The organism is Leeuwenhoekiella nanhaiensis, from assembly GCF_002744755.1.
Taxonomy (GTDB): Bacteria; Bacteroidota; Bacteroidia; order Flavobacteriales; family Flavobacteriaceae; genus Leeuwenhoekiella; species Leeuwenhoekiella nanhaiensis.
The window spans coordinates 496,423-512,644 of sequence record NZ_KZ319287.1; the positions used below are offsets into that span (position 1 = coordinate 496,423).

A 16,222-nucleotide genomic window follows, 5' to 3' on the forward strand; every position below is an offset into this window, starting at 1 on the left:
AAAGCAGCAGATTGTGATTTACGAAAAATGGAATCTGATTCAGAAAAAATGCAGAAAACGGATTTTAAGCAGGTGAATTTTATGCATTTGATGGCACTAACTGCTCGGGTAAATCGTAGCTGAGATCTTCGGCTGCAGATTTTTCGTCAGCGGTTGAAAAGCGTATGGCAAGTGCCAAAACTCCGGCTAGAAATACTAAAATACCAATGAGAAAGTAACCGCTTGATACGGCTGTGGCTGCTGCTTCTGCCTGAGCCAGTTTTACCACTTCTTCAGCTGCACCGGCATTGGCATTTATGGCTGCCTGCTCAGCCACGGCGGCTTTCGATTTTAAGAGCAGGGCGGCGAGAAATGCACCTACGTTACCCCCGGAACCAACAATACCTGAAATAGAACCTATAGCTTTTTTGTTGATAAACGGAACTACCGAGAAGGTTGCTCCTTCAGCCATTTGTACCGAAAGACTAAAGGCTACCAAAAAGACAATACCCACAATTAAACTTGTGATGGCCGAAAAGGTAACCAGCATAACTCCCTCCAGGGCAAGAATAGCAACCAAAAAGAGCACCCGGCCGCGCAATCCCTTCAGCTTACCAAATTTATCTCCAAAATAGCCTCCCAACGTACGGGCAAATAAATTCATCAGAGCAAAGGAAAGCACGATATTACCGGCGGTGATACGATCAAGGCTGAAGGTGTTTTGAAGGTAGTCATCCATAGTCCCGTAAACGGTTAATTCGATGCCAAAACAGGCGGCATAAACCACAAAGAGAATCCACACCCGGTAATCTTTTAAAGCTTCCATAAAGCCTACTTCGTCCTTTTTACCGGCTTTTACTTTTTTACCGGCTGCGCGGAGTTCGCTAAAATTACCTTCGGGCGTATCCTGAGTAAAGAAATAATACACAATGCCCATCAGGAAGCAGATAATTCCTGCGATGATAAGCGAGTACCTCCAGGCATCTGCTTCAGCAACACCCATACCGATCACGGCAGCTGCAATAAGCGGCATCCCCAGACGGTTTGCACCACCACCCAGATTACCCCAGCCTGCCGAAGTGGCGTTGGCGGTTCCTACGATGTTAGAGGCAAACATAAGCGAGGTATGTACCTGTGTGATTACAAAGCTGGCGCCGATAAAGCCTATAAATAACCGGCAGATTAAAAACTGAAGCGGAGTTTGTACCAGCCCGCACAGGATAACGGGTATTGAACCCAGCAGGAGCAACCATGTATAGCACAATCTAGGGCCGTATTTGTCGCAAAGTTTACCTATTAGCAAACGGGCAAATACAGTACCTGCAACGGCCAGAATCACAGAATTCCATTTTTGATTGGGAGAAAGCCCCAGATCCCGCACGACATCGGGCATAAAAGGAACAATACCAAACCATGCGAAGAAGCATAAAAAGAATGCCACCGAAGTAATCCAAAACGTTCGCATAGGAACGCTGGTAAAATCTTTCAAATTAAGGCGGGTTGCCTTTGCGGAAGTGAATGTACGTGTCATAATTAAGTGTTTATACTTACAAAAGTAAGTAGTAATACTTAATTATAATACGTAGTCTTGAAGAAATACGAATATTAAAATTTCAATCCGTTTTATTATCAATTTCTGAAAATGCAGATTGAAATAGTTAGAGATTTACATCAAATTGAATTCGGAAGCCTTGTTTGCCAGCTCCATAAGATTCTTAACCTCAAGCTTTTTCATCAAATTGAAGCGGTGAACTTCTGCCGTACGCTTACTGATGTTGAGGTCTTCGCCAATTTCCTTGTTGCTTTTGCCTTCAAGTACCAGTCCAAGGATCTGGTGCTCGCGTTTGGTAAGGCTGTAGGCATCAACAATAGAGGCTTTGGGTTTTTGAACCGGAGCTGCGGCCTTGCCGGTCACAAAATTGTTGATGATGATAGAAGACAGCTCCCCGGCAAAATACTTATCCCCCTGTTGTAAGGTGTGCAGGGCTTTTAAAAATTCCTCCTTGCTCGAACCTTTTAGCAAATACCCGTCTGCACCGGCCTGTATAGACTGTAGCACATACTCCTCACTTTCATGCATAGAAAGCACCAGGGTTTTGAGATCAAGTCCCTCATCGCGCAGTTGCTGCACGACTTCAATACCGTTAAGCCCGGGCATTCGGATGTCGACAATAAGTAAATCGGGTTTTTGCTTGCGTACGACTTCGATGGCTTCCCTGCCGTCTGAAGCTTCATCAATTACCAGAATATCCTGCTGGTCTTCAAGCAGTGCTTTAATGCCGTCGCGTACCAGGACGTGGTCGTCTGCAAGTACGACTTTGAGCTTCTCGGTTTCCATATTGAGCGTTTAATCTATGGGGATGTTGAGCACAATGCGTGTTCCCTTTCCCGGCTCCGAATTTACGAAAAGTCTTCCGTTAATGTAGTTCATACGCTCGTGCATAAAGGTCATACCCATTCCGCCGCCTTCGCGGTTCTCAAGGTCAATTCCGGAAGGGTCAAAACCTTTGCCGTCGTCGTCTATGGTAATGCTGAGCATGCTTTTGCTGTGCCTTACGCTTACCATAATAATTTTAGAGCCTGCGTATTTTAAGGCGTTGTTGATTGCTTCCTGGGTAATGCGGTAGGTGTTAATCTCTACCAGACTGTCTAGCCTCAGGTTAAAATCGGTCTTGTTGTGCAATTGGATGTGCTTGCCGGTGAGGTTGCTGAGTTCTTTTGTGAGTTTTGCCAAAGCGGGAATAAGCCCATGGTCTGTAAGCTCAGGCGGAGTAAGGTTAAACGTGGCGGTGCGTATGCCTTTAATAATATCCAGCGAAAGGTTTTTAAGATGGGTGATTTTGGCCTGTGCCTTTTCAGGGTCTTTAAGGTCTATGCTTTCGAGTGTAAATTTAAGCCCCGTAAGCATCTGGCCAATGCCGTCGTGCAGATCACGCGCAATGCGGTTTTGCTCACGCTCCTGGTTTTCTATGATTTGGCGCGAAACGTTTTTCTGCTGGCTGATGCGCTCTTCAAAGTGGGATTTGGTAAGCCGTTCAATCTCATCATGTGCCTCTTTTCGCTTGGTGATGTCTATAAAAATGATGAGTAACTGATGATTTTCTTTATGTTTTAAAAACGGAAGCAATGACATTTCAAAATAACGGCGGTTCCCTTCTTTTGGGGTGGCGCTGATCTCTCCCTGCCAGCCGGTGCGTTTGTGTTCGTTTAAAAGTTGCTCCAGACGCTGCTTTTCGGGCTCGTGGGTAGAGATAACATCAGAAAGTCTGGATTGAGTTTCGAGATTTTTGGGTTTAAAGAGTTTGATAAAGGGGTCGCCCGCGTGCAGAATGTTTCCGTTGAGGTCTGTGCGTACAAAAAACAGGGTACGGTCCATCGCCTGGCTTAGTGCCTGGTATTCCCAAAGTAATTTTTCTTTAGATTCGGCTAAAGCGTCGGCGTCACGGGCCATTTTTTGAGCCTTTCGCTCTGCGGTAATAAGATCAAACATCCCGGTGCGTACCGCTTTCGCCGTAGGCCAAAAAATAAAAATGAATTCAGCCAAAAGAAGCAGTAAGGTAAGTCCCATTAGCAGGACCTCAAGGGTGCGCAACCGCTCAATCTTGGCATCGGCCTCATATTGGTATTGATTTACAATACGGTCCATCAGCCTTAAAAACGGGGCTTCATTGGCCAAAATGGTGTTTAAAGCGCTGAGACTGGTTACATCTGTAGTATTTTCTGCGGAAAGCAATTGTGCCGAAGCTGCGTAGACCGACTCAAAATACGGATTGATCTGATCAAAAAGCTGGTTGATGCGGGCTGTATTGACTGCCGGAATATGCAGGCTGTCACTGCCGTTTTGCAGCGCGAGATGGCTGTTGTGCCAAAGCGTGCGGGTGGCGCTCAGACTATCTTGCAGGGCCTGAATCTTCGCGCTGTCACTGGGGCGGGTGAGGAGCAGGGCTTCTTTGGTAATCTTTTGACTCAGCATACGCTGGCGCCCTGCGATGTTGATGACGGTAGAGTCTGCCGTTTGATCGTTTAAAAATTTACGAACCAAAACCTGGCTTGCCACTACCGATAGCGCAATAAGGCTTAGTGCGATGATGTAAAGCTTCCGGAGTTTGGAAAAGGTTTTTTGGTCTAATGTGGCCATCTGCAATTTTTAAGTCAGGGCCTTGGTTACGAGTTCGCGGGTCTTTGGACTTAGGTCAAGGGAAAGCGCGGCTTTGTGCCCTGCCTCAGACATTTTGGCCCAGGTTTTCTGGAGGATGTCAATGACTTTTTCTTCCGGATGCCCTTTGGCAAAATCTTCAAAATAATAGTCCAGAAAAACCAGACAGATTACGTCTTCAAGTTTTTGAGAATCCTCATCTTTTTTGAGCAGTTTCTTGCGGATCAAAAAGGCCACGCGATCCCGGAATTCTTCAGTAAAACCAAGGTTTTCAAGAATACCCGTGGTGATAGAGGCGTGCATCTTTTTGAGGTCTTCGCGCCATTTGAGATATCCGGTACGATTCATAGGATAAGAGTCCCGGGGTATCTGCCAGCGGCAAATATGCTGGGCGCGGGCTGCGATTTGCAAGGTTTCAGGAGCCTCGGGATCAAAATCCTGCAAACGTGCGCTCATACGTCTGGAGTAGAGCAGTTCTTTAGGAATTTCCTCTCCGTTTACGAGTTCGTAATTGGGATCTTCTGCGTTTTTAGCGTCTATGGCGGCAAATGCCTGCTCCAATACTGTCATTGGCCTGGTTTATTTATCACTAAAACCAATATACACCATATTATCCTGAATTTTTACGGGATAGGTCGCAATTTGATAGCTTTCGCCATTAAGGTTAGAGCCGTCTTCAAGTGAAAAGGTTTTTTTGTGAAGCGGACAGGCCACTTTGGGTATGCCGTCTGTATCACCGGTCATTCCCCGGGATAAGACCATCTCAAGTTTGTGCGGACACAAATTCTGACAGGCATACCATTTTGAGGTCAGGCTGAAATTGAAAACTGCGATCTGAAGTTTGCCATGTTTTACGCAGGCTCCTCCATTTTCGGGGAAATCTGAAGTATGACCTACCCTGACCCAGCTCGTGGCGGTGTCAGGAAAAACGCTGGTATAGTTATTTAGTAATTCTTCCATGTTAAAAGCTTCAGGTTATTACCAGGGGCGTGGCATTTTTTGATCCCGAAGCGACACAAATTCTACCGTGTCGTCTACGTCGTCTGAGTTTACAAAATGTTTAAATCGGGAGGCCAGTTTAGGATCTTCAATAGCCTGTTTCCACTCGCATTCGTATTTGTTTACAAGTCCCTGCATTTCGGTTTCGAGTTCTTCGGCGATGCCCAGACTGTCTTCAATAACTACCTGTTTCAGATACTCGATACCTCCGTCCAGTTTTTCAAGCCAGGGTGCTGTGCGCACTAAAGGACCTGACGTGCGTATGTAAAACATCAGGAAGCGATCAAGATATTTAATGCAGGTTGCATCATCCAGTTGCTCGGCCAGTAAAATGGCGTGTTTGGGAGTTGCCCCGCCATTACCGCATACGTAGAGATTCCATCCACCATCTACCGCAATGAGTCCAAAATCCTTGCCCCGGGCTTCGGCGCACTCGCGAATACAACCGCTTACGCCGCCTTTCAGTTTGTGCGGGGAGCGTAAGCCACGATAGCGGTTTTCAATCTCGATAGCAAAGGAGACCGACTCGTGCATACCGTAACGGCACCAGGTTGAGCCTACACAACTTTTAACCGTACGCAGCGATTTTCCGTAGGCGTGACCACTCTCAAAGCCGGCGTCAATAAGTTCTTTCCAGATCAGCGGAAGCTCGTGAAGGCGCGCTCCAAAGAGGTCAATACGCTGACCGCCCGTAATTTTGGTGTACAGGTTGTATTTTTTGGCTACTTCACCCAAAACGATGAGTTTCTCGGGGCTGATCTCGCCACCGGCAACACGTGGAACTACCGAGTAGGTCCCGTTACGCTGTATATTGGCCAGAAAACGGTCGTTAGAATCCTGAATTACCGGTTGTTTATTTGCCGTATCCATATAAACACTCGAGAAGATCGAGGCTATTACGGGTTTGCAAATTTCGCAACCGCAACCGCTACCCAGACGGGCAAGGGCCTCTTCGAAGGTCTTGATTAGTTTGATTTTGATCAGATCATAAAGCTCTTGGCGGTTGTATTTAAAATGCTCGCAAACGGTATCTTTTACTTCTTTACCCAAAGCCTTAAGGGTCTCATTGACGAGGTCGACAACCATAGGCTTGCAGCCACCGCATCCGGTGGTGGCTTTGGTGCATTTTATTACGTCTTTAAGATCAGAGCAGGTACCTTCTTCAATACTCTTGCATATACTTCCTTTTGAAACGCTTTCGCAGGAACAAATCTGAGCGGTATCGGGCAAATCGAGCACGCTGCCTAGGATATTGCTGTCTCCACCCCGGGAACCTAAAATAAGATCTTCGGGATTTAGGGGCAGCTTCATCGCATTATAGTAAATCTGAAACAGGCTGTTATAATCGGAAGAGTCACCCACCAGAATACCACCGTACAAACGGGAACCATCGCGGGCAACATTGATGCGTTTATAAATGCCGTTGCGTTTGTTAACATAGGTGATAGCTGCTACTTCTTCATTTTCTATAAAAGGATCTCCAAAGCTTGCCACTTCGGTGCCTATAAGCTTAAGCTGGGTAGACATATCAATTGAGGCAGCCATACTTTTGCTGCCGTCTGTAAGTTGGTGTACTGCAACATCGGCCATTTCATATCCGGGAGCAACCAGCCCGTAAATACCATCATTATACAGGGCTACTTCGCCTATTGCATATACGTGTGAATCTGAGGTTTGCATTTTTTCATTGACTACAATGCCACCCCTTGGGCCAACCTGAATCCCACAGGCACGTGCCAGTTCATCTCTGGGACGTATTCCTGCTGAAATGATTAGCATATCTACATCCAGATGGGTGTCATCTGCAAATTCCATACGTTCTATGGCTTCGTCCCCGGCAATTTGCTGGGTGGCTTTACTGAGGTGAATGCCTATACCCAGACTTTCTATTTTAGCCTGAAGTATCGCGCTTGCGGCATCGTCCAGTTGGCGTGGCATCAGGCGTGGTGCAAACTCAATCACATGGGCCTCAAGCCCCAGTTCTTTAGCGGCATTTGCGGCCTCAAGACCTAAAAGTCCACCCCCAAGAACAGCCGCTTTAGCACCCGACTTAAGTTTGGCAGCGTAGGCCTTCATCGCATCGAGATCTTCAATGGTACGGTACACAAACACGCCCTTTTTATCTGCTCCTTTTATGGGTGGAACAAATGGCGCTGAGCCTGTGGCCAGGATTAGGTTGTCGTATTCATATACGGCCTGCTTGTGAGTCGTTACCGTTTTAGCCTCCAGATCAATGGCGGTAACCAGTTCTGAGGTGTGAAGTGCAATCCCTTTAGAGGCATACCAATCCCTGCCGGCGAGGAGGAGCTGGTCTGCGGTTTTATCACTAAAATATTCACTAAGGTGAACCCGGTCGTAAGCAGGACGCGGCTCTTCTCCAAAAACAACGACCTGAAAGGCCTCAAAATCAGGATGTGCAGCTAGTTTTTCGCAAAACTTATACCCTACCATTCCATTACCAATAACGATGACTTTTTTCATGAGCTACGTATTTAAAGTTCAAATATAAGTATAAATACTTATTTTAGTACGTATTGATTTCTAAAAAATTACGGACAGGTTTTACAGAATTGATAAGAAATCGGTCTGTAATTGAGTTTTTGGTGGAAGTATACCGCTTGAGGGCCTTATCTACTTAATTTGAAAACCTTCAGTTATAAGCACAAAGCTTCTAAGGGTTAAAAATAGCAGCTGTATTTTCCGGGTAAAATTTACCCGATACGCATAGCAATTACCCGGTTGATTATTCGGTATGGAAATGAGAATTTTTTTTAAATATATGATAGTCAGTATTTTATTCTAAATTTCAAATTCTTGCGATCTTTTGGAGGAATAGTTGCTAACTAATGAGAAACTTAAATCTCTAGTAATGGCTAAGTCTTTAAATACCGCCCGTCGTATTAATACCATTTTGGCACTGGCTGTGGTTTTTCTGCTCGTTTTGGCTACAAATCGCATTGATCAGCATCACTTTAAAACCGCTCAGGCCAACATGAATGAGGTGTTTGAAGACCGGGTGCTGGTGCAGGATTACATTTTTTCAATTTCGCGGGAATTGCATACCAGGCAAATGAAACTCTACGGTGCTGTGCTGCAAACCACGAATTCAGGTTCTGAACAAACAGAGAACGTTTCTCAGATTCTTTCCAAATTTGAAGCGACCAAGCTTACACCGGCCGAATACAATCTGCTTAAACAGTTTAAAAGCGATTTCAGTACTCTGGAAGGGCTTGATCGAAACCCTTCAACACAGACTGATGTTCAACTCCGGAAACGAAAAAGTGACCAACTCGCTGCCCTTCAGCAAAATTTGCTGGAGCTGAGTGAAATTCAGGTACGCGAAAGCAGGCGTCTTACCCGAGAGTCCCAAAAATCCCTTGATGTAAGTAATCTGCTGGCGAACTTGGAGATTTTCTTTTTGATCGTCATCGGGATCGCCCTGCAGGTACTTATTTTTTATAAATCGAAAAAGCTCGCGAAACAAAGCGCTGCTTAGGATAGGAGCACACGGGTATTTTAAGGCTAAAGTTTTGGTCTTACACAAACAGGATGTTTAACTTAGACGATCTCTAAGATCGGCTTATGAACAGCATAGAAGCAGCTTTGAAAGAACGTATAAAAGAATTGACCTGCCTGTATGAGGTTTCTTCCATTTTGGTAAATGCTGATGAGACCAATCACGAGGAAACCTACAGCAGTATTGCGCAAAGTATCAAGATTGGATTTCAATATCCGGAAGATACCGAAGTGGTCATTGAACAGGGGACGTTTTCCGTAAAGACCGGAAGCATAAAAACCGATAAAAAGCTCAGCAGCGCCATTCAGCTTTTTAAAAAACAGGCCGGTTCCATCTGTGTATATCTCAACAAAACCGAACTTGATTTTTTACCGGAAGAGCAGCCGCTTATAGACAACATTGCTTTAAAAATAGGTGACTATCTCGAGCGTTTGGCGATCAAACAAAACGAGTTGCTGCTGCGGCAGCAGATGGAGCACGCAGACCGGCTTACGATTATTGGCGAACTCACCGCCGGTATTGCACACGAGTTAAATACGCCGCTTGCAAATATTCTGGGCTTCGCCGAATTGTTACGCGATAACCTGAGTGATCACGATCCTGCTGTTTCCGACGTAGATAAAATCATCAAAAACGCTATGTTTTCGCGTGAGGTGGTCAAAAAACTGATGTTTTTTGCGCACGCCATTCCACAGGAAAAAAGGGAAGTGAACATTATCCCGGTAGTACGGGATGCACTCGATTTGCTCGATGCCGCTTTTAAGAAAGAACAGGTGCGATATGATTTTTATGCAGAACAGGACCCCATTAAGCTCAAGGTAGATGCGGTGCAACTGACTCAAATAATCATAAATTTGGTGATTAACGCGATCTACTTTTCCCCTAAAAAAGGCCTTGTGGGCATTAAGATTACACAGCAGGATGAAGACGTGGTCTTTGAAATCAGCGATGAAGGACCGGGGCTCAGCCCGGAAGCGCTGGAGAAAGTTTTTCAGCCGTTTTTTACCACCAAGCCCACGGGTGAAGGCTCAGGTCTTGGTTTAAGTGTGGTGCACGGGATTGTAACCAGCCATAACGGAAGTATAACGGCTCAAAACAGGCCAGATCAGGGTGCGCTTTTTACCGTGCGCCTGCCCAAAGACGAATATGCAATTAAATAAAGAAAACATATTAATTGTAGACGATGATCTGCATATTTTAGAACTGATTCAGCGGCATCTGCACCGCTGGAATTACCATACCTATCGTGCAGTTTCGGTTAAGGAAGCGGTGAATATTCTTAGGGATTCGCAGGTCGATTTGTTGATCACCGATTTAAAAATGCCGCAGATTGACGGCTTTGAACTCATCAAATTTGTTTCTGAGCATTATCCCGATTTGCCCAAGCTTATCGTAACCGGTTTTCCTTCGGTACAGGATTCCCTCAAGGCTATTAAGTCTGGCGTGGCCGAATATCTGACGAAGCCTTTTACACGCGACGAACTCGAAGAGGCCGTTACCAAAGCACTTTCGGCTTCCCGTGCAAAACCTAAAAAACCAACTCAACCGGTGCAGCGCGATGCGTATGGCGAAATCATTGGTTCTTCAGAAGAAATGAACGAGGTTCTTGAGGTGATCGACCGGGTTAAAGACAATAAGGCTACGCTCTACATTAGTGGCGAAAGCGGCACCGGAAAAGAACTGGTTGCCCGTGCCGTACATTATCAGGGTAAGTTTGCCGCGGCTCCCTTTGTGCCCGTGAATTGCGGTGGAATCCCAGAGACTTTACTGGAGGCTGAATTGTTCGGCTACAAAAAAGGAGCCTTTACCGGGGCAGAAAAAGATCGTAAAGGCGCATTTCAGTCCGCACAGGGTGGGACTATTTTTTTAGATGAAATCGGGAACGCTTCATTGGCTGTACAGGCTCGTTTGCTAAGGGTCTTACAGGAAAAGGAGGTGACTCCACTGGGTTCGCACAAACCCGAAAAAATTGATGTACGGGTCATCGCGGCTACAAATAATGATCTGGCCGAGATGATCAGAAAGGAAACCTTCCGGGAAGATTTGTATTACCGCCTGAGTGTGGTGGAGATTCATATTCCGTCCCTGCGCAAACGCATGACAGACCTGCCGCTACTGGTAGATAAGTTTTTGCTCAAATACGGTTTAGAATACAAAGACCGTTACCTGAAAATAGAACCCGAAGCCTTAGAAGTGCTGAAACGCTATTCCTGGCCGGGCAACATCAGGGAGCTTGAGAATGTGGTGCAGCGCGCGGTGATTATGTGTGATAAAAGCATACAGGTTAAAGACCTTCCCGATCATTTAAAGTATGCTATTGATATGCCGGAAGATACACTTACCTCTCTCGCTGAAATGGAGCATAAGTACATCAAAAAAGTGCTTCGGGCTACCGGAAACAACAAAACCAAAGCTGCAGAAATTCTTCAGATCACCCGAAAAACACTACGCGAAAAGCTTAAGGATTAGCGGGTAATTCTTACCCGGCCGGATCTTTTTTACGCACATGCTGTAAATTCTGTTTTCAGCTTATTTAAAAATAAGTTGCTGAAATTCAATAATTTATAATTTTATTCGGCTAAATGGCCCAGGTAGTGGCATACGGCTTGCTCTTTAGATGGTATTACATCTAGTAAGTAACCTTAAAAAAATAGTCGTATGAAAACATTTATAGCAATTGCCGCAATGGCACTGGGATTAACAACTCTACAGGCACAAAACACGTGTGAAACTCCGCAATTAAAAGCAGGCGATGTGATTAAGATCGCAAGCCCTTCGCACGCTACCTACTCGCACATCAACTTCCCCAAAAGTAATTTTATCATCAAGCGAGGGGGAATAGCCAATCATAAATCGCTAATCAACAAAGAGGTTGAGGTAACCGAAGTAAAAATGGAAAACGGATGCGTTGCTCAGATCGAAGTAAAACTCAAGGACGGCAAGAAGTTTTTTAATGTGGTGCGTGAGGTAAGCATCGATGTGGAAGATGCCCTGGCTGCCGGAGAAATCAGGCTATTAAAATCCTAACGAAAATTGGTGACGTAAAGTGATTAGTTCTTTGCGTATAATAGAAACCCGCTAATATTAGGTAATTAGCGGGTTTTCTTGTTTTATAGCATTTACTCTTTTAATCTTCGGGCTACATACCCGCGAATAACTTCGGTTGTTATACCAAAGGCAACATGCGCTATCAGTTCATTAATCTGAACGTTCAGGGGTATATCTGTGGGTTTATCTTTTAGTCCTAATAGAGGCAGCGAGGTCTCGTGGGTACCTATCCAGGTTGTAGCACCGTATGCAGCGCCTTCAAGAATACTTATTTCACCTTTATCCCTTTTGGCATAGCCGTAAGTAGCACCCAGACTGGCTCCAAAAGGTATGTTTACCAGTTGTTCTGCCAGTTCGTGATTGGTCTCACTGATGCGCTCACCGGTGAGTTTTACCGAAAGATCATCTACCAGCTTGACCTGAGCAGAGCGTGTATTGGGTTTACGCACAGGTAATACTTTTTCAATGGCGGTTTTAACCAGTGTGCCTGCCAGCCCGCCTAAAACTCCCGAAATTAAGCCTCGGGTAACGTTTGAGGAGAACGAATCTTTTTCTAACCAGGCTTCTACAGCATTACTCATAGTATTGAATTTTGATTTAAATTTATAAAGAGATGCGGTAGTAGTGTGCTGGTTTAACAGCTCTTTCACAGCAAATTATTTTAACATTTTAGAGGCAGTGTCTTTTTTAAAATTAGCTTTACTTATGTATTTAATGTTTTAGCATAAACTAAGTCTATTGCTTAATTCAAATATGTAATCTGAATGCGTATTAAAATTGCAAACTTAAAAGTATATTGCTCGATACAGATTTAATTTAAGGGATGTCGCACAACCGCCTTTAAACAAAATTGAATTACATCTAACCCTATGTCTATGAATTCTGAAACGCTCTTTAATGCCATACGCTCAGGTGATGGTGCACAGATCAACCAAATTTTAGAAGATCAGCCTCAACTTGTTGATGCTGTTGATCAACGCGGATCGAGTCCGCTTTTGCTGGCAAGTTATTACGGGCATCGGGATTTATGTGAACTATTAATTGCGCGTGGGGCCAAGATAAATGCCAAAGATGCCAGTGGTAACACGGCACTTATGGGGGTTTGTTTTAAGGGGTATACTCATGTGGCCCAATTGCTGGTAGAAAAAGGTGCTGATGTTAATGTTCAAAATTTTAACGGGGCCACGGCGCTTATTTATGCAGCCACGTTTAACCAGAAAGAATTAGTTGAATTGTTATTATCCTATAATGCAGACGTAAATCTCAAAGATGGTCGGGGGCTAAAAGCCGTTGATCACGCACGTATGCAGGGACTTAACCAGATCGAAAAAATTTTAGAAGATGCCTCGTGATCCTCTAGATCAACTACATAGTATTCGTTTTAGAAAACCGGGCATTGGCTCAAAATCTGTACTCAACCCTGATCAGGAAAAGGATTTTTCAAGATTTTTGATCAACGCCTTAGGTCCTGATGTGTTTGTAATAAGCACCGGTCTGGGTCTCGATGTTTATTATACTTATAAACAGAATTGCTCTGCATTTATCACTAAAAACCTTTGGCTTTTTCAGGAAACACAAGAGAACAATAGACCTGTAATGCTTACTGAAGAAAACCACGGTCGGGATGTGTTGAACTATTTCGGTACCGTCGTAAATACGTTGGTTTCTTATCCGCTGTTATTGCTATCTTGTTGTAAGAAGTTTATGAAGCAATACCACGGGATCCCACATAAATCAAGATTACATATCTTATTATATTCTTCCTTTCAGTATCATTTGCACGGCCTAATTACAGATGCTAAGGTGCCTTATGTGGAAAAAATCAAAAAGCTTTTAAACGAATCTGATGCTTTAGATTTTGAGAAGTTTGGTGACCATGAAAAACTGGTCAATCAGTATCGAAAATCACAAAACCTCAACTAACGGGTAAGATCTTTAAGGCGTTTGGGCTTTTTGAGGCGATTTAAGATTTTCAGAAATGCCAATGCCGTGATATAAGCATCTCCAATGGCCTTATGACGGTCTGTACGTGCTATATTAAGTTCTTCGCAAAGCTCATCTAGAGAATAGACCTTGTCGGGATTGGTAATGTTGACCAGATGCACGGTGCGTTTAAATAAAACACCGGTATCGATGGTTCGGTTTTTCAATTTGGGAGCCCCAAGTCTTTTTAGCGCATAATTGATTATTCCTACGTCAAAACCTATATGATGTCCTACCAGAACTGAATTCCCAATGTAACTGAGAAATTGCTTTACAGCTTCTTCTTCGCTGATTTTTTGGTATTTACTGTTTTCTTTCAGAATTCCGTGTATAGCGACTGCTTCTTTGTTGAAAACCTGCTGTTCTACATAAAGCTCAAGACTGTTTGACAGGTTTATGCGGTTACCCTGTAGTTCTACAGCGCCCAGACTCAACATGCGATCAGTTTGCTTGTGGATTCCTGTAGTTTCGGTATCAAAAACAACAAAACGCGCGTCTTCAATCGCCGGTTCTTCGAAACCTGTAAACAGGACCGCATAGTCTTTGTAAAACTGAGGCGGTTCGGGTCTTTTGGTAAAAAAAGGAATTCTCATTTCTTAGTGCAATCAAGTTTTACAGCTTCGGGATTATTTGAGCTGGTAGCGTACAGTCAGAATTTCCTGAATATCCTGAATGGGTTTAAAACAGCGTTTCAGTTTTAATTTTTCGGCTTTGCTTAATGTTGCCAGTTCAATAAAGCGACCGGAATCCCCGTGCAAGATACCTTGCTTGGTACGAAACTTCAGCAAGGCTTTAAAGGCATACGAACAGCTTTCATAAATCTCCTTATTATTGGTTTCAATTTCTGCAAGGCGTTCAAATCGTGCAGCTGTATTGTTAATGTTGCGTAATTTGTGGTGCAGGCTCAATACGCGTGCGGCATCTATAAGTGGCATCAAAGCGCGGGACTTTATGTCAAAGAAATCTTTATGCTCACCGTCTTCCTCAACCAGAAACTGCCTGAAAAACCCTAGAGGCGAAGGGCTGCGTATCGCATCTTTGGCCATAACCCGATAAAACATGTTGTTCTGGTCAAGAGTATCTAAAATATTATCTGAAAGGCTGGTGACGAGTTCGGTGTCACCATAAACATAGCTGTAATCAAAAAATATTGCTGAAAGCAACTGACTTTCAGGCGTAGGGTCTTTAATCCAGATGTCGTATTGATTTTTCCACTCCTGAAGCGACTGGCACCAGCGCGGGTTACTGGCCATCATGTCTGCCGGGCAGTAATCATAACCTATTTTGTGCAGGGCACGGGTGATGTGACGTGCCAGTTTAATAAAGTAATTTTGAGTAGCCTCGTAATCTTCAGGAGCTACATTTTCAAATACGATGGCATGATCCTGATCAGTAAGTAAGAGTTGCTCTTTACGCCCCTGACTTCCCAATGCCAGCCAAGCAAATTTACATGGAGGGGAAACATCCATTTTTTTGAGTGCAAGCTCAATGACGCGAACGGTTATGGCGTAGTTGATCTCGTTAAGAATATTGAGTATCTGGGACAGCGGAAGGTTTTGGCTCAAATATTTTTTGAGCAATTGGGAGACTTTAAGCCGCACATTGCGCAATCGTTTTGTTCGTTTGGCCAGCTTAACTTCCTTCATCAATACCACCGGATTATTTGCAAAAGAAACCACGATATCGTGCTCGGTGATCAATCCCAGTAAATCAGAATCGGGAGTGCCATCTTCGGTAATGCAGAGATGGCTGATGTCGTTTTTGAGCATAATCAGCTGAGCCTGAGCGATGGTAGGATCTTTATGAAAACAGCGAACCGGTCGGGTCATAATTTTGGTTACCGAATCACTTATTTGGAAGGCACCCGTTGCAATTTTATCGCGTAAATCTTTGTTGGTAATGATACCTTTAGGCTTGTTTTCTTCGGTGACGATGATAGAGCCTACGTTACGGTGACTCATTTTGGAAGCCGCGACTTTAATTAGTGTATCAGGCGTACAGGTAAGTATGTTTTTAGAATATTTTGCTTTTTGAAGATCGAAAATTTCGCTGTTGCGTTCTACAGAATATTCGGTAAATAATTTCCCGCTTTCTTCAAGCGAGTAGGGGTCCTGAACGTTTGACGCAAAAGAGGCGATAAGAAAATTACTAACCTCTTTATGTTCTAAGGCAATAGGCAGAAATAGTTCAATGGGAATTCCGTATAAAATAGTCTCTTCATTTGCCGAAGCAGATAGTTCGTAGTCTTCTTTGGTAATTAAAGGACGCAGGCCAAACAGATCGCCTTCGTCACAAATATCAACGATTTTGGGCTCCTGATTTTCGGTACGGTACAGGCGTACTGCGCCATCTTTGACCACATAAAAAACGCCTGTATTCTTCTCCCGTTCCTTAAATATCGGCTTGTCTTTTTCATAATACAAAACCTGTACTTCTCCCGAAATTTTAAGCAAACTTGAAGAACTCAAAAACTGGAAAGGCGGGTAATCTTTTAAAAAATCGGCTACGCGTTCTGCAATGGTATTTTTCATCAATTTCAG

General features: G+C 44.2%; 15 protein-coding genes. 6 read left to right on the forward strand and 9 right to left on the reverse strand.

Going from position 1 to position 16,222, the window contains the following annotated elements; all coding sequences use genetic code 11:
* Positions 1-79: 79 nt before the first annotated feature.
* The 6 genes from CJ305_RS02230 to nirB form a co-directional block, all read right to left on the reverse strand.
* Entirely contained in the window at positions 80-1,510 is a 1,431-nt protein-coding gene (locus CJ305_RS02230) for an MFS transporter (RefSeq protein WP_099644599.1), read from the reverse strand.
* Between the two features lie 135 nt (positions 1,511-1,645).
* A complete protein-coding gene (locus CJ305_RS02235) occupies positions 1,646-2,317 on the reverse strand; it encodes a response regulator (protein ID WP_099644600.1) in 672 nt (223 codons plus the stop codon).
* A gap of 9 nt (positions 2,318-2,326) precedes the next feature.
* Entirely contained in the window at positions 2,327-4,117 is a 1,791-nt protein-coding gene (locus tag CJ305_RS02240; RefSeq protein ID WP_099644601.1) for a sensor histidine kinase, read from the reverse strand.
* A 9-nt stretch (positions 4,118-4,126) separates the two neighbouring features.
* Positions 4,127-4,705, reverse strand: coding sequence for a DUF4202 domain-containing protein (locus CJ305_RS02245; protein ID WP_099644602.1), 579 nt, complete (start codon positions 4,703-4,705; stop codon positions 4,127-4,129).
* A gap of 9 nt (positions 4,706-4,714) precedes the next feature.
* Positions 4,715-5,095 carry a nitrite reductase small subunit NirD gene (nirD, locus tag CJ305_RS02250; protein ID WP_099644603.1) on the reverse strand — a complete coding sequence of 127 codons (381 nt, stop codon included), beginning with the start codon at positions 5,093-5,095 and terminating at the stop codon, positions 4,715-4,717.
* 18 nt (positions 5,096-5,113) lie between these two features.
* A complete protein-coding gene (nirB, locus tag CJ305_RS02255) occupies positions 5,114-7,615 on the reverse strand; it encodes a nitrite reductase large subunit NirB (RefSeq protein ID WP_099644604.1) in 2,502 nt (833 codons plus the stop codon).
* Positions 7,616-8,003: 388 nt separating this feature from the next.
* Here nirB and CJ305_RS02260 point away from each other — a divergent pair, with 388 nt between their 5' ends.
* The 4 genes from CJ305_RS02260 to CJ305_RS02275 all read left to right on the forward strand — a co-directional run bounded on the left by CJ305_RS02260 (position 8,004) and on the right by CJ305_RS02275 (position 11,678).
* On the forward strand, positions 8,004-8,630 hold the full coding sequence (locus tag CJ305_RS02260) for a hypothetical protein (RefSeq protein WP_099644605.1): 627 nt from the start codon (positions 8,004-8,006) through the stop codon (positions 8,628-8,630).
* A gap of 86 nt (positions 8,631-8,716) precedes the next feature.
* Positions 8,717-9,811, forward strand: a complete 1,095-nt coding sequence (locus tag CJ305_RS02265; protein WP_099644606.1) for a sensor histidine kinase — start codon at positions 8,717-8,719, stop codon at positions 9,809-9,811.
* Complete coding sequence (locus CJ305_RS02270) at positions 9,798-11,120, forward strand: sigma-54-dependent transcriptional regulator (RefSeq protein ID WP_099644607.1); 1,323 nt, start codon at positions 9,798-9,800, stop codon at positions 11,118-11,120. Before CJ305_RS02265 ends, CJ305_RS02270 begins: the two co-directional genes overlap by 14 nt.
* Before the next feature lie 189 nt (positions 11,121-11,309).
* Positions 11,310-11,678: a hypothetical protein gene (locus tag CJ305_RS02275; protein WP_099644608.1), complete on the forward strand. Its 369-nt coding sequence runs from the start codon at positions 11,310-11,312 to the stop codon at positions 11,676-11,678.
* Between the two features lie 92 nt (positions 11,679-11,770).
* Here the strand turns inward: CJ305_RS02275 and CJ305_RS02280 are convergent, their stop codons facing one another.
* A complete protein-coding gene (locus CJ305_RS02280; RefSeq protein WP_099644886.1) occupies positions 11,771-12,280 on the reverse strand; it encodes a DUF1440 domain-containing protein in 510 nt (169 codons plus the stop codon).
* Positions 12,281-12,574: 294 nt separating this feature from the next.
* Here CJ305_RS02280 and CJ305_RS02285 point away from each other — a divergent pair, with 294 nt between their 5' ends.
* A complete protein-coding gene (locus tag CJ305_RS02285; RefSeq protein ID WP_099644609.1) occupies positions 12,575-13,051 on the forward strand; it encodes an ankyrin repeat domain-containing protein in 477 nt (158 codons plus the stop codon).
* Positions 13,041-13,622, forward strand: a complete 582-nt coding sequence (locus tag CJ305_RS02290; protein WP_099644610.1) for a hypothetical protein — start codon at positions 13,041-13,043, stop codon at positions 13,620-13,622. Before CJ305_RS02285 ends, CJ305_RS02290 begins: the two co-directional genes overlap by 11 nt.
* Here CJ305_RS02290 and CJ305_RS02295 read toward each other — a convergent pair.
* Complete coding sequence (locus CJ305_RS02295) at positions 13,619-14,275, reverse strand: 3'-5' exonuclease (protein ID WP_099644611.1); 657 nt, start codon at positions 14,273-14,275, stop codon at positions 13,619-13,621. The genes CJ305_RS02290 and CJ305_RS02295 overlap by 4 nt on opposite strands.
* Positions 14,276-14,308: 33 nt before the next feature.
* Positions 14,309-16,213, reverse strand: coding sequence for a DUF294 nucleotidyltransferase-like domain-containing protein (locus CJ305_RS02300; protein ID WP_099644612.1), 1,905 nt, complete (start codon positions 16,211-16,213; stop codon positions 14,309-14,311).
* Between the last annotated feature and the right edge of the window lie 9 nt (positions 16,214-16,222).